Here is a 14475-nt window from a genome sequence, read left to right as displayed (position 1 = left end):
CTGTGCGCCGCTCCGGGGGACGGCGCGCATGAGTGAGCCGAGGCGCCCGCAGCGCGGGCGGCTGCCGGGCCCCGCAGGGCCGCGGAAGGCCGCAGCGGCCGGCCAGGGCTCGCAGCGGGCGCAGGGCACCAGACGGCCGGGGCGTCCCGCCGCCGCCGAGGTCCGGCGCCCCGCCGCCCGCCGGCCGCGTCCCTCGGCCCCGCTGCGGCTGGGCCGCCCCAGGCCCCGGCTGCGGCTCGTCAGCGTCGCGCTGACGCTGGTGATGCTCGCGTTCGTCGTCCGGCTGCTGCAGGTGCAGGCCGTCGACGCGCCCGCGTACGCGGCCAAGGCCGCCGTCAACCGCTGGGTCTCGCACACCGTCGCCGCCGACCGGGGGACCGTCACCGACCGGTCGGGCACCGACCTGGCGACGACCGTCGACGCGTACGACATCACCGCGGACCCGTTCCTGTTCACCTCCGCCCAGACGAAGACCGCGGACGCGCCCGCGCAGGCGGCCGAGCTCCTCGCGCCGATCGTCGGCGGCGACGCCAGGACCATCGCCAAGAAGCTCGCCACACCGAACTCCCGCTACCAGGTCATCGCCAAGCAGCAGTCCCCGCAGGTCTGGAACCAGATCAAGGACCTCAAGCGGGCGCTGAACGACAAGGCCGCCAAGAACAAGGGCGGCGGCAATGTACTGGCCGGCATCTTCAGCGACCCGCACACCAAGCGGGTCTACCCGGGCGGCGACCTCGCGGCCGGCGTCATCGGCTTCGTCAACGGCGAGGGCGTCGGCGGCGGCGGACTCGAGGCGATGCTCAACCAGGAGCTCGCCGGCGAGGCCGGCAGGATCCGCTACGCCCAGTCCAGCGGCCGCCAGGTCCCGACCGCCGGCGTCCAGGAGCACCCCGCCGTGCCCGGCTCCGACGTGCAGCTGACCATCGACCGCGACATCCAGTGGGCGGCGCAGAGCGCCATCACCGCCCAGGTCCAGAAGTCCAAGGCGGACCGCGGCTACGTCATCGTCCAGGACACCCGCACCGGCGAGATCCTCGCGATGGCCAACGCCCCCGGCTACGACCCCAACGACCTCACCCACGCCAACGCGAACGCCCTGGGCAACGCGGCCGTCCAGGACGCCTACGAGCCCGGCAGTGTCAGCAAGCTGATGTCGATGGCCGCGGTCCTGGACCAGGGCGTCGCGACCCCGCAGACCCACGTCACCGTTCCCGGCACCCTGCCGCGCGCGGACCGGATCTTCCACGACGACGTGGACCACGGCACCTGGTCGCTGACCCTCAACGGGGTGCTCGCCAAGTCCAGCAACATCGGCACGATCCTGGCCACCGGCCAGCTCGGGCAGACCCAGGCGCAGGCCAACCAGGTGCTCTACTCGTATCTGAAGAAGTTCGGCATCGGCGATCCCACCGGCCTCGGCTTCCCCGGCGAGACCCGCGGCATCCTGGCCAAGCCGCAGAACTGGAACGCCTCCCAGCAGTACACGATCCCGTTCGGCCAGGGCCTGTCGCTCAACGCCCTGCAGGCCACCTCGGTCTACTCGACGGTCGCCAACGGCGGCGTCCGCGTGGAGCCCAGCCTGATCCGCGGCATCACCGGCCCCGACGGCCGCTTCGTACCGGCGGAGGCACCCAAGACATCCCGGGTGGTCAGCGAAAAGACCGCCAAGACGCTGGCCACCATGCTGGAGTCGGTGGTCGGTGACGAACAGGGCACCGGCAGCAAGGCCCGCATCGCCGGATACCGGGTCGCGGGCAAGACCGGCACGGCCAACCGGGTGGACCCGGTCACCGGCCGGTACAAGGGCTACACCGCCTCGTTCCTGGGCTTCGCACCCGCGGACAACCCGCGGGTCACGGTCTCCTGCGTGATCCAGAACCCGACCAGCGGCAGTTACTTCGGCGGGCAGATCTGCGGGCCGGTCTTCAAGCAGGTCATGGAATTCGCCCTCAAATCCCTGCAGGCCGCGCCCTCCGGCGTGGAGGCACCGCACCTGCCCGTCGAGTTCGACCCATCGAAGAGGTGACAACGATCACATCCGACGGCGACCGCCCCGGCCGGGACCGGGGGTCTTTTGGCCCCGAGCGGGCCCGGCCCGGTAACCTCACCGCCGTGCCAAAAGCTGATCAGTCCCCCGTAAAGCAGCCGGGTGCTCCCCGCCCGTCCGCAGTCCGACCCAAAGCACTGGCGGAGCTGGCCGCGTGGCTGGGCGCGGCGCTGCCGACGGACGGCGCCCCCGCCACTGGCATCACCCATGACTCGCGTGCGGTCCGCCCCGGCGACGTCTACGCGGCGCTGCCGGGCGCCCGCTTCCACGGCGCCGACTTCGCGGCCCAGGCCGCGGACCTGGGCGCCGTCGCGATCCTCACCGACCCGGCGGGCACGGAGCGCGCGGCGGCCACCGGTCTGCCGGTACTGACCGTGGACGACCCGCGCTCCCGGATGGGCGCGCTGGCCGCCGGGATCTACGACGAACCCGGCCAGGATCTGCTGCAGATCGGCATCACCGGAACGTCCGGCAAGACCACCACCGCGTATCTGGTGGAGGGCGGCCTGCGGGCGGTCCACGGAAAGGCCACTGGTCTGATCGGCACCGTCGAGTCGCGGATCGGCGACGAGCGGATCAAGAGCGAGCGCACCACCCCCGAGGCCACCGACCTCCAGGCGCTCTTCGCCGTCATGCGCGAGCGCGGCGTCCGGTCGGTCGTCATGGAGGTCTCCAGCCACGCACTGGTCCTCGGCCGGGTGGACGGGGCCGTCTTCGACGTGGCGGTCTTCAACAACCTCAGTCCCGAGCACATGGAATTCCACTCGGACATGGAGGACTACTTCCAGGCGAAGGCGCGGCTGTTCACACCGCAGCGCAGCCGGGTCGGGGTGGTCAACCTGGACGACGCCTACGGCCGGCGGCTCGTCGCCGAGGCCCAGGTCCCCATCACCACGTTCTCCGCCGAGGGGGACCTGGACGCCGACTGGCGCGCCACCGACGTCGAGACCGGCCCGCTGGGCAGCACCTTCACCGTCACCGGGCCCAAGGGCGAGACGGCGCGGGCCGCCGCCCCGCTGCCCGGCCCGTTCAACGTCGCCAACACCCTCGCCGCGATCACCGCGCTGGTCATCGCCGGAATCGACCCGCAGATCGCCGCGGACGGCGTCGCCGCCGTCCCCGGTGTGCCCGGCCGGCTGGAGGGCGTCGACGCGGGCCAGCCGTATCTCGCGGTCGTGGACTACGCCCACAAGACCGACGCCGTCGAGTCCGTGCTGCGCGCCCTGCGCAAGACCACCGAGGGCCGCATCCACGCCGTACTCGGCTGCGGCGGAGACCGCGACCAGCACAAGCGCGGCCCGATGGGCGCCGCCTGCGCGAGGCTCGCGGACACCGCCGTACTGACGTCCGACAACCCGCGCTCCGAGGACCCCCTCGCGATCCTCGCCGCGATGCTGAACGGAGCAGCCGAAGTACCCGCCCACGAACGCGGGCACGTCATCGTCGAGCCCGACCGGGCCGCCGCCATCGCCATCGCGGTAGCCCGTGCCGAGCCCGGCGACATCGTGCTGGTCGCCGGCAAGGGCCATGAACAGGGCCAGGACATCGCCGGAGTGGTACGCCCCTTCGACGACCGGGAAGTACTGCGCGCCGCCATCGAGAAGGACCAGGAACAGCTGTGATCCCACTCACCCTCGCCGAGGTCGCTGACGCGGTCGGCGGGAGCATGCACGACATACCGGAACCAGGGACGCGCGTGACGGGCCCCGTGGTCATCGACTCCCGCGAGGTGGTCCCCGGCGCGCTGTTCGCCGCGTTCGTGGGCGAGCGCGTGGACGGCCACGACTACGCGGCGGGCGCCGTGAAGGACGGAGCGGTGGCGGTACTCGCCTCCCGCCCCGTCGGCGTGCCCGCGATCGTCGTCGACGATGTGGTGGCCGCGCTCGGCGCCCTCGCCCGGACCGTCACCGCACGGCTCGGCGTGACCACCGTCGCCCTCACCGGTTCGGCCGGCAAGACCAGCACCAAGGACCTGATGGCCCAGTTGCTGGAACGGCACGCGCCCACGGTGTGGACACCCGGCTCGTTGAACAACGAGATCGGGCTGCCGCTCACCGCGCTGCGCGCCGACGAGTCCACCCGGCACCTCGTGCTGGAGATGGGCGCCCGCGGCATCGGCCACATCCGGTATCTGACGGAGCTGACCCCGCCGCAGATCGGTGCCGTTCTGAACGTCGGCGCCGCGCACATCGGTGAGTTCGGCGGCCGCGACCGCACCGCCCTCGCGAAGGGCGAACTCGTCGAGTCGCTGCCCGCCGCCGAACAGGGCGGCGTGGCAGTCCTCAACGCCGACGATCCACTGGTGCGCGCGATGGCCTCGCGCACCGCGGCCCGCGTCGTGCTCTTCGGCGAAGCGGCGGACGCCGAGGTCCGCGGGGAGAATGTCCGGCTCAACGACCGAGGTCAGGCGCTCTTCACACTCCGCACACCCACCGGGTGCGCCGAAGTGACCTTGCGCCTGTACGGTGAGCACCACGTGTCGAACGCGCTCGCCGCGGCCGCCGTCGCCCGCGAACTGGGCATGCCCGTCGAGGAGATCGCCACCGCGCTCTCCGCCGCGGGAACCCTTTCGCACTGGCGTATGGAGGTCACCGAGCGGCCCGACGGCGTGACGGTCGTCAACGACGCCTACAACGCGAACCCCGACTCCATGAGAGCCGCTCTGCGCGCGCTCGCCGCCATGGGGCGCGGGCGTCGTACGTGGGCGGTGCTCGGCGAGATGGCCGAACTCGGTGGGGAGTCCCTCACCGAGCACGACGCGGTCGGGCGACTGGTCGTCCGGCTCAACGTCAGCAAGCTCGTGGCCGTGGGCGGCCTGGAAGCCGCCTGGTTGGATATGGGCGCCAAGAACGAGGGTTCGTGGGGTGAGGAGTCGGTGCACGTGTCCGACGCGGAGACGGCGATCGACCTGCTGCGCAGCGCATTGCGCCCGGGGGACGTCGTGCTGGTGAAGGCATCTAGGTCGGTCGGTCTGGAGCGCGTGGCACTGGCGCTGCTCGACGGCACCGAAGGTGAGGTCGCCGCGCGATGAAGCAGATTCTCGTATCCGGTGTGCTCGGTCTCTTCCTGTCCCTGATCGGCACCCCGTTGCTGATCCGTCTGCTGGCCCGCAAGGGCTACGGGCAGATGATCCGTGACGACGGTCCGAAGGCGCACCACAGCAAGCGCGGCACTCCGACGATGGGCGGCATCTCGTTCATCCTGGCGACCCTGGTCGCCTATGCCGCGACCAAGGTCATCACCAGCGAGCGGCCGAGCATGTCCGGTCTGCTGGTGCTGTTCCTGACCGCCGGTCTCGGACTGGTCGGCTTCCTGGACGACTACATCAAGATCGTCAAGCAGCGGAGTCTGGGCCTGCGGGCCAAGGCGAAGCTGGGCGGCCAGCTCATCGTCGGTATCGCGTTCGCCGTCCTGGCGCTGAACTTCTCGGACTCGCGCGGTCAGACCCCGGCCTCCACCAAGCTGTCCTTCACCCAGGACTTCGGCTGGACCATCGGCCCGGTGATCTTCGTCATCTGGGCGCTGTTCATGATCCTGGCGATGTCCAACGGCGTGAACCTCACCGACGGCCTCGACGGCCTGGCCACCGGCGCGTCCGTGATGGTCTTCGCCGCCTACACCGTCATCGGAGTCTGGCAGTACGGCCAGTGGTGCGGAGCCCCGCTCAGCGCCAACGGCGCCTGTTACGAGGTCAGAGACCCACTCGACCTGGCGGTCGTCGCCGCGGCCCTGATGGGCGCCTGCTTCGGCTTCCTGTGGTGGAACACCTCACCGGCCAAGATCTTCATGGGGGACACCGGCTCGCTGGCCCTCGGCGGCGCGCTCGCCGGTCTGGCGATCTGCTCGCGCACCGAGATGCTGCTCGCGATCCTCGGCGGCCTCTTCGTCCTCATCACGCTCTCCGTGGTCATCCAGGTCGGCTCCTTCCGGCTCACCGGCAAGCGGGTCTTCCGCATGGCGCCACTCCAGCACCACTTCGAACTCAAGGGCTGGAGCGAAGTCCTGGTCGTGGTCCGCTTCTGGATCATCCAGGGCATGTGCATGGCCATCGGCCTCGGGCTGTTCTACGCCGGCTGGGTGGCCGCCTCGTGACAGCGCCGCACCCGGTCGCAACCGAACTGGCGGGAGTCCACGTCACCGTCGCGGGTCTGGGCGTCTCCGGCGTCCCGGCCGCACGGGTACTGCACGCCCTGGGCGCCGTCGTCACCGTCGTGAACAGCGGTGACGGCGCGCGCGAGCAGGGCGAGGCCGAGCTGCTGCGGAAGCTGGGCGTCACCGTGCGCCTCGGCGACGGCGACACGCTCCCCGAGGGCACCGGGCTCGTCGTCACCACGCCGGGCTGGAAGCCCACGAGCCCGCTCTTCGCGGCCGCCGCGGCGGCCGGTGTCGAGGTGTGGGGCGATGTGGAGCTGGCCTGGCGCCTGCGCGACGAGAATGCGGCGCCCTGGCTCGCGGTCACCGGCACCAACGGCAAGACCACCACCGTCCAGATGCTCGCCTCCATCCTGAAGGCCGCCGGCCTGCGGACCGCCGCGGTCGGCAACATCGGCGTCTCGGTCCTGGACGCCGTGCTCGGCGAGGAGAAGTACGACGTCCTGGCCGTCGAGCTCTCCAGCTACCAGCTGCACTGGGCGCCCAGCGTCAGAGCGCACTCCGCGGTCGTCCTCAACCTCGCGCCCGACCACCTGGACTGGCACGGATCCATGGCGGCGTACGCCGCCGACAAGGGCCGTATCTACGAGGGAAACCGGGTCGCCTGCGTCTACAACGCCGCGGACCCGGCGACCGAGGCACTGGTCCGCGAGGCCGATGTCGAGGAGGGCGCCCGCGCGATCGGCTTCACCCTCGGCAGCCCCGGGCCGTCCCAGTTCGGCGTGGTGGACGGCATCCTGCTCGACCGCGCCTTCGTCGAAGGACGGCACAAGAACGCCCAGGAGCTCGCGGAAGTCTCCGACGTCCAGCCGCCCGCCCCGCACAACATCGCCAACGCGCTGGCCGCCGCGGCGCTGGCCCGCGCCTTCGGCGTCGAACCGGCCGCGGTACGCGACGGGCTCCGCGCCTTCCGGCCCGACGCCCACCGCATCGCCCTCGTGGAGACCGTCGACGAGGTCGCCTACGTGGACGACTCCAAGGCCACCAACACCCATGCCGCCGAGGCCTCGCTGGCCGCCTACGAGTCCATCGTGTGGATCGCCGGCGGCCTCGCCAAGGGCGCCACGTTCGACGAGTTGGTCCGCCGGTCCGCCCCGCGGCTGCGCGGCGCGGTCCTGATCGGCGCCGACCGCGCGCTGATCCGCGAAGCGCTCGCGCGACACGCCCCCGAGGTACCGGTCACCGACCTGGACCGGACCGACACTGGGGCGATGGCCGCGGCGGTGGAGGCGGCGAGGGAGCTCTCCCGACCGGGTGACACGGTCCTGCTGGCACCGGCCTGCGCCTCGATGGACATGTTCACCAACTACGGCAAGCGTGGCGAGGCATTCGCCGAGGCCGTGCGGGCCCTGGCACCCCAGAGCGCGGGACACGACAACTAGCCGGGCGTCCCCGCGCCGCCACCCAGTGTCGTAAACCCCGGCGCAGTGCACCACTGGAGGGGACGCATGACGGCAGACCGTTCCGCCGCTCGCGGCGTCGAACGCCGTTCCCGGGAAGGGGCGGCCCGCGTGCTGCCCGCCAAGCGCGTCGCGGCGGGCCCCGCCAGGCCCGCCGGACCCGCTCCGGCACGCAAGGAGCCCAGGGCCCGGCGGTCCGGCCCCCTGGGGGGCCCTCGCAGGCTCCACGACCGCCTCCAGGCGGCCTGGGACCGGCCGCTCACGGCGTATTACCTGATCCTCGGCGGAAGCCTGCTCATCACCGTTCTCGGGCTGGTGATGGTCTACTCCGCGTCGATGATCCAGGCGCTGCGGTACGGCTACCCGTCCACGTACTACTTCCGCAAGCAGTTGCTCGCCGCCGCCATCGGCACCGTGCTGCTGATCTCCGCGGCACGTATGCCCGTCAAGCTGCACCGCGCGCTGGCGTATCCGCTGCTGCTCGGCGCCGTTTTCCTGATGTGCCTGGTCCAGGTGCCGGGAATAGGGGAAACGGTCAACGGCAATACCAACTGGATCTCCCTCGGCGGGCCTTTCCAGCTGCAGCCGAGCGAATTCGGCAAGCTCGCGCTCGTCCTGTGGGGCGCCGACCTGCTGGCCCGCAAGAGCGACAAGAACCTGCTCATCCAGTGGAAGCATCTGCTGGTGCCCCTGGTGCCCGTGACATTCATGGTGCTCGGCCTGATCATGCTGGGTGGCGACATGGGCACCACGATCATCCTCACGGCCATTCTCTTCGGCCTGCTGTGGCTGGCCGGTGCACCTACCAGGTTGTTCGTGGGAGTGCTTTCCGGCGCCGCCTTCCTCGCCTTCCTGGCCATCAAGACCAGCCCCAACCGGATGTCCCGGCTCGGCTGTATCGCGGCGAGCGATCCGGGCACCAACGACCAGTGCTGGCAGGCCGTGCACGGGATCTACGCGCTCGCCTCCGGCGGCTGGTTCGGTTCCGGACTGGGTGCGAGTATGGAAAAATGGGGCGAACTGCCCGAGCCCCACACCGACTTCATCTTCGCCGTCACCGGGGAGGAACTGGGTCTCGCGGGGACGCTGTCGGTTCTCGCCCTCTTCGCGGCCCTAGGCTATGCGGGTATCCGCGTGGCCGGTCGTACGGAGGACCCCTTCGTCAGGTTCGCAGCGGGTGGCGTGACAACCTGGATCACGGCCCAGGCCGTGATCAACATTGGTGCGGTGCTCGGCCTCCTGCCGATCGCCGGAGTCCCGCTTCCGCTGTTCTCCTACGGAGGTTCGGCCCTCCTGCCGACGATGTTCGCGATCGGGTTGCTCATCTCCTTCGCAAGGAGTGAGCCCGGGGCGCGAGCGGCACTTGCCGTGCGCGGACCCGGGGTGATGTCACGGACGATGAGACGGTTCGTCAAAGGACGGCCGTCCGGGAAGCGGTGAATTTCGGTGCATGTCGTACTCGCCGGTGGGGGGACCGCCGGCCACATCGAGCCTGCGCTCGCGCTCGCCGATGCCCTGCGCAGGCAGGACCCGACCGTAGGAATCACAGCGCTCGGCACGGAGAAGGGCCTGGAAACCAGGCTCGTCCCGGAGCGCGGTTATGAACTGGCGCTGATCCCGGCCGTTCCGCTGCCACGCCGCCCCACGCCCGAACTGATCACCGTCCCCGGACGGCTGCGCGGCACCATCAAGGCCGCGGAGCAGATCCTGGAACGCACCAAGGCCGATGTGGTCGTCGGCTTCGGCGGCTACGTCGCGCTGCCCGGCTATCTCGCCGCCAAGCGCCTCGGTGTGCCGATCGTCGTCCACGAGGCCAACGCGCGCCCCGGTCTCGCCAACAAGATCGGCTCCCGCTACGCCCACGGCGTGGCCGTCAGCAGCCCGGACAGCAAGCTGCGCAACGCCCGTTACATCGGCATCCCGCTGCGCCGCACGATCGCCACCCTCGACCGGGCCGCTATGCGCGCCGAGGCACGGGCCTATTTCGGACTCGACCAGAATCTTCCGACTCTGCTCGTCTCCGGTGGCTCCCAGGGCGCCCGCCGGCTGAACGAGGTGATCACCACGGTTGCCCCGCGACTGCAGCAGTCCGGCGTCCAGATCCTGCACGCCGTCGGCCCGAAGAACGAACTGCCGGTCGCCGACAATATGCCCGGAATGCCGCCCTACCGCCCGGTTCCGTACATCGACCGGATGGATCTCGCCTACGCGGCCGCCGACATGATGCTCTGCCGGGCCGGCGCGATGACGGTCGCCGAGCTGTCCGCGGTCGGCCTCCCGGCCGCCTACGTCCCGCTGCCGATCGGCAACGGTGAACAGCGCCTCAACGCCCAGCCGCTGGTCAAGGCGGGTGGCGGACTGCTGGTCGACGACGCCGAGGTGACCCCGGACTGGGTCATCGGCAACGTCCTGCCGGTGCTCACCGATCCGCACCGGCTGTACGAGATGTCCCGCCACGCCGCCGAGTTCGGCCGCCCCGACGCCGACGACCTGCTGGTCGGCATGGTGTACGAGGCGATCGCCGCCCGCCGGGCAGGATAGGAGCCCCCGGCGGGCTTGGAGTCAAGCCCGCCCAGGGGCGCCCCCGGTCACGATCCGGGGGTGGCCAGGGCGCAGGAAGGGGCGAACGCATGGCCGGACCGACGACCGCCGAGCGCGGCGAGAAGGCGGAGCCGACCGCCCCCGCGCGTCGCACGCCCGCCCGCCGCAAGCGCGCGCGCCGCGCCGTGCTGATCCTGCTCGTCCTCGTCACCGTGCTGGCCGCCGCCGGGACATGGCTGGTCTACGGCTCGTCCTGGCTGCGGGCGGAGCGCGTCACGGTCAGCGGCACCAAGGTGCTCAACCCCGACGAGGTACGCACCGCCGCGGCCGTACCGCTCCAGGGCCCGCTCGCCTCCATCGACACCGGCGCCGTCGAACGCAGGCTGCTGGCCGCCCTGCCGCGGATCGCCGCGGTGACCGTCGAACGGGACTGGCCGCACACCATCGGCCTGAAAGTGACCGAGAGAACGCCTTCCGCGGTTCTCAAGAGCGGCGGAAAGTTCATCGAAGTGGACGCGGAAGGCGTACGTTTCGCCACCGTCGTCACCGTGCCCGCCGGTGCGCCTCTCGTGGAATTGACTCCGGACCAGTCTCCGAGTCTTCTCCACTTCGGAACAAAGAGCCTGCTGCGGGCGGCCGTCGAAGTCTCCGCGAGCCTCCCCGATTCCGTCCGCAAGGATGCCCGCGTCATCCGGATGCGGTCCTATGACAGCGTCACGGTCGAACTGTCCGGCGGCCGGACGGTGGTGTGGGGGAGCGCGGAAGACGGTGCGCAGAAGGCGGAGGTGCTCATCGCTCTGATGAAGGCCGCGAAAAACGCGAACAGATTCGATGTAAGCGCTCCCAGCGCCCCGGCGGCATCGGGAAGTTGACGCCGAGTATCCCGGTTCGCCCCCTGGTTCGCCCGACCGGGCCGTGATCACATAGGGTCAAAAGAAAAACGGGAGGTTCGGCGTGTTCGTTGAACGCACACCGCTTGTCGACTTAGTGTCCTGTCCCAAGGAACGCATGGGACAGGCATACTGGTAACCCTAAACCTCAGCGTTAGGGTTCGGGGCAGCACCGGCGAACGTACCGACCGTCCCACAGGCATACGTAACTCGAGGCGAGAGGCCTTCGACGTGGCAGCACCGCAGAACTACCTCGCAGTCATCAAGGTCGTCGGAATCGGCGGCGGTGGCGTCAATGCCATCAACCGGATGATCGAGGTCGGTCTCAAGGGCGTCGAGTTCATCGCGATCAACACCGATGCGCAGGCCCTCCTGATGAGCGACGCCGACGTCAAGCTCGACGTCGGCCGCGAACTCACCCGCGGCCTCGGCGCCGGCGCGAACCCCGATGTCGGCCGCAAGGCCGCCGAGGACCACCGCGAAGAGATCGAAGAGGTGCTCAAGGGCGCCGACATGGTCTTCGTCACCGCGGGTGAGGGCGGCGGCACCGGAACCGGTGGCGCACCCGTGGTCGCCAACATCGCCCGCTCGCTGGGCGCCCTGACGATCGGTGTGGTCACCCGGCCCTTCACCTTCGAGGGCCGCCGCCGCGCCAACCAGGCCGAGGACGGCATCGCCGGTCTCCGCGACAATGTCGACACTCTCATCGTCATCCCCAACGACCGGCTGCTGTCCATCTCGGACCGCCAGGTCAGCGTGCTCGACGCGTTCCGGTCCGCGGACCAGGTCCTGCTCTCCGGCGTGCAGGGGATCACCGATCTGATCACCACTCCGGGTCTCATCAACCTGGACTTCGCCGACGTGAAGTCCGTGATGTCCGAAGCGGGTTCCGCCCTGATGGGCATCGGTTCGGCCCGCGGCGACGACCGCGCGGTCGCGGCCGCGGAGATGGCCATCTCCTCGCCGCTGCTCGAAGCGTCCATCGACGGCGCTCGCGGCGTCCTGCTCTCCATCTCCGGCGGCTCCGACCTCGGCCTGTTCGAGATCAACGAGTCGGCCCAGCTGGTGAGCGAGGCCGCGCACCCCGAGGCCAACATCATCTTCGGCGCGGTCATCGACGACGCGCTCGGCGACGAGGTCCGGGTCACCGTCATCGCGGCCGGCTTCGACGGCGGCCAGCCGCCGCCCAAGGGCAGCCGCGACAAGGTGCTCGGCGCGTACGGCGGCCGCGAGGAGACTCCCGCCACCGGCCCCACCCGGGTGGGCAGCCAGGCCGAGGCCCCGCGCCCGACCTCCTACAGCGGTCTCGGCAGCGTGCCGGTCCGCGCCGAGGAGCCGGAGCCGGTCAGCCCCTCCAGTGAAGTACCGGCGACACCCGTCGCCCCGCCGCACGTGCCGCCGGCCCGTCCGTACCAGGACTCCGCGGCCGAGGAACTGGACGTACCCGATTTCCTGAAGTGACCTTCCCTCAGTTCCCTGGGTGACGTGACCTTCTTGTCCCATTGTTTGTGAAGTGGCCGTATTCGGCCCTGTGGTGAACGGCGCGCATTTCGTCCCTCTTTATGAGGGGGGCGCGATGAGCGCCGTTCGCTGTGTATCCGCCCAACTCGCCCGGTTCGGGACGTCTATGGGTGAGATATCCCATGTTCGTACCATCGGTTTGAATGAAGGAACGTGAGCGAGGCAGTGACGGATCGCAAGGCTCAACTGGCCGCGAATCTGGCCCGGGTCGAGGAGCGCATCACCGCCGCGTGCGACGCGGCGGGTCGCGACCGCAAGGACGTGACGCTCGTCGTGGTCACCAAGACGTACCCCGCGAGCGATGTGCGTCTTCTCTCGGAACTCGGCGTTCAGCAGGTCGCGGAGAACCGTGACCAGGACGCCGCCCCGAAGGCGGCCGCGTGTGCTGATCTGCCGCTGACCTGGCACTTCGTGGGCCAGTTGCAGACCAATAAAGTCCGTTCCGTGGCCGGTTACGCCGATGTCGTGCACTCCGTCGACCGGCTCCGGCTGGTCGGCGCGCTGTCCACTGCGGCGGTCGCCGCCGGCCGCGAGGTGGGCTGCCTGGTCCAGGTGGCCCTTGACGCCGAGTCAGGGACCCAGGGCAGCAGGGGCGGAGTCGCGCCCGACGACGTCGGCGGCCTCGCCGACGCGATCGCCGCGGCGCCGGGGCTCCGGCTCGACGGGCTGATGACCGTCGCCCCGCTGGAGGGCCCCTACCAGGGCCGACCACGCGAGGCCTTCGATCGGTTGGTGGAAATCTCATCCGGCCTGCGCGCGGCCCATCCGGCTGCCACCATGGTCTCGGCAGGGATGAGCGCCGACCTGGAGCAGGCGGTGGCGGCGGGAGCGACACATGTACGCGTCGGTACTGCGGTACTCGGACTCCGTCCCGGGCTCCGGTAACGTCACCAAACAAGTCGGACCACAGCAATAAATATGGTCTTTCCCCGCTGAGAGGACGCAGAGCATGGCCGGCGCGATGCGCAAGATGGCGGTCTACCTCGGCCTCGTGGAGGACGACGGGTACGACGGCCCGGGATTCGATCCCGATGACGAGTTCGAACCCGAGCCGGAGCCTGAGCGCAACCACAGGCCACGCAACCAGCACAATCAGCACAACCAGCTCGCCCAGCACCAGCCACAACAGGACGAACCGGCACGACTCGTCCATGCGCCCGCACCCCGCGAACCGCGGATCGCCCCAGTGGCGTCCATCACACCCGAACGTCACAGCATGGAGAAGAACGCAGCGGTGATCATGCCCAAGGTCGTGTCCGAGCGTGAGCCCTACCGGATCACCACACTTCACCCCCGCACGTACAACGAAGCCCGTACCATCGGGGAACACTTCCGCGAGGGCACACCGGTGATCATGAATCTGACGGAGATGGACGACACGGACGCAAAGCGCCTTGTCGACTTCGCCGCCGGCCTGGTCTTCGGCCTGCACGGCAGCATCGAGCGGGTGACGCAGAAGGTGTTCCTGCTGTCGCCTGCTAACGTCGATGTCACGGCGGAGGACAAGGCCCGCATCGCCGAGGGCGGGTTCTTCAACCAGAGCTGAGCACCACAAACCGAGAAATCCGGCCACCAGGCCGAAGGCGAGCAGGGGAGAGGGAAGCGCGATGAGCTACGCACTACAGGTGCTCTACATCGTGCTGATGTGCTTCCTGATCGTGCTGATCTTCCGGTTGGTGATGGATTACGTCTTCCAGTTCGCGCGCTCGTGGCAACCTGGGAAGCCGATGGTGGTGGTCCTTGAGGCCACCTACACTGTCACCGATCCGCCACTCAAGCTTCTGCGGCGGTTCATTCCGCCGCTGCGTCTCGGGGGCGTGGCGCTCGACCTGTCCTTCTTCGTATTGATGATCATCGTGCTCATCCTGCTCCGCGTTGTCGGGAGTCTGTGATGAACGATGCGGACTCCCGATATGTCGACGAT

At 70.0% G+C, this 14475-nt stretch carries 12 protein-coding genes; all 12 read left to right on the top strand.

The window, feature by feature from the left end; all coding sequences use genetic code 11:
* The first annotated feature begins 28 nt into the window (after nt 1-28).
* A complete protein-coding gene (locus AC07DC_RS26725; RefSeq protein WP_478917020.1) occupies nt 29-2026 on the top strand; it encodes a peptidoglycan D,D-transpeptidase FtsI family protein in 1998 nt (665 codons plus the stop codon).
* A complete protein-coding gene (locus AC07DC_RS26720; protein ID WP_478917019.1) occupies nt 2023-3669 on the top strand; it encodes a UDP-N-acetylmuramoyl-L-alanyl-D-glutamate--2,6-diaminopimelate ligase in 1647 nt (548 codons plus the stop codon). The genes AC07DC_RS26725 and AC07DC_RS26720 overlap by 4 nt, the downstream gene beginning before the upstream one ends.
* Nucleotides 3666-5078 carry a UDP-N-acetylmuramoyl-tripeptide--D-alanyl-D-alanine ligase gene (locus AC07DC_RS26715; RefSeq protein WP_478917018.1) on the top strand — a complete coding sequence of 471 codons (1413 nt, stop codon included), beginning with the start codon at nt 3666-3668 and terminating at the stop codon, nt 5076-5078. The genes AC07DC_RS26720 and AC07DC_RS26715 overlap by 4 nt, the downstream gene beginning before the upstream one ends.
* Nucleotides 5075-6139, top strand: a complete 1065-nt coding sequence (mraY, locus tag AC07DC_RS26710; protein ID WP_277437760.1) for a phospho-N-acetylmuramoyl-pentapeptide-transferase — start codon at nt 5075-5077, stop codon at nt 6137-6139. Before AC07DC_RS26715 ends, mraY begins: the two co-directional genes overlap by 4 nt.
* Nucleotides 6136-7581 (top strand): UDP-N-acetylmuramoyl-L-alanine--D-glutamate ligase, encoded by a 1446-nt coding sequence (gene murD, locus AC07DC_RS26705; RefSeq protein WP_478917017.1) that lies wholly within the window; start codon nt 6136-6138, stop codon nt 7579-7581. Before mraY ends, murD begins: the two co-directional genes overlap by 4 nt.
* Nucleotides 7582-7647: 66 nt before the next feature.
* Nucleotides 7648-9039: a putative lipid II flippase FtsW gene (gene ftsW / locus AC07DC_RS26700; RefSeq protein ID WP_478917016.1), complete on the top strand. Its 1392-nt coding sequence runs from the start codon at nt 7648-7650 to the stop codon at nt 9037-9039.
* A gap of 6 nt (nt 9040-9045) precedes the next feature.
* Nucleotides 9046-10140 carry an undecaprenyldiphospho-muramoylpentapeptide beta-N-acetylglucosaminyltransferase gene (gene murG, locus AC07DC_RS26695; RefSeq protein WP_478917015.1) on the top strand — a complete coding sequence of 365 codons (1095 nt, stop codon included), beginning with the start codon at nt 9046-9048 and terminating at the stop codon, nt 10138-10140.
* A gap of 89 nt (nt 10141-10229) precedes the next feature.
* Nucleotides 10230-11012, top strand: a complete 783-nt coding sequence (locus tag AC07DC_RS26690) for a cell division protein FtsQ/DivIB (RefSeq protein ID WP_478917014.1) — start codon at nt 10230-10232, stop codon at nt 11010-11012.
* Between the two features lie 249 nt (nt 11013-11261).
* The gene (gene ftsZ / locus AC07DC_RS26685; RefSeq protein WP_478917013.1) at nt 11262-12491 is read left to right on the top strand and encodes a cell division protein FtsZ; all 1230 of its coding nucleotides are present in this window, start codon (nt 11262-11264) and stop codon (nt 12489-12491) included.
* A 225-nt stretch (nt 12492-12716) separates the two neighbouring features.
* Nucleotides 12717-13436: a YggS family pyridoxal phosphate-dependent enzyme gene (locus AC07DC_RS26680; protein WP_478917132.1), complete on the top strand. Its 720-nt coding sequence runs from the start codon at nt 12717-12719 to the stop codon at nt 13434-13436.
* 64 nt (nt 13437-13500) lie between these two features.
* Nucleotides 13501-14097 carry a cell division protein SepF gene (locus AC07DC_RS26675; RefSeq protein WP_478917012.1) on the top strand — a complete coding sequence of 199 codons (597 nt, stop codon included), beginning with the start codon at nt 13501-13503 and terminating at the stop codon, nt 14095-14097.
* A 61-nt stretch (nt 14098-14158) separates the two neighbouring features.
* Nucleotides 14159-14443: a YggT family protein gene (locus AC07DC_RS26670; RefSeq protein ID WP_138356950.1), complete on the top strand. Its 285-nt coding sequence runs from the start codon at nt 14159-14161 to the stop codon at nt 14441-14443.
* Nucleotides 14444-14475 lie beyond the last annotated feature (32 nt).

The sequence above is a fragment of the Streptomyces sp. NPDC045021 genome (assembly GCF_056432645.1).
This window is presented reverse-complemented; position numbering and strand designations above follow the sequence as displayed.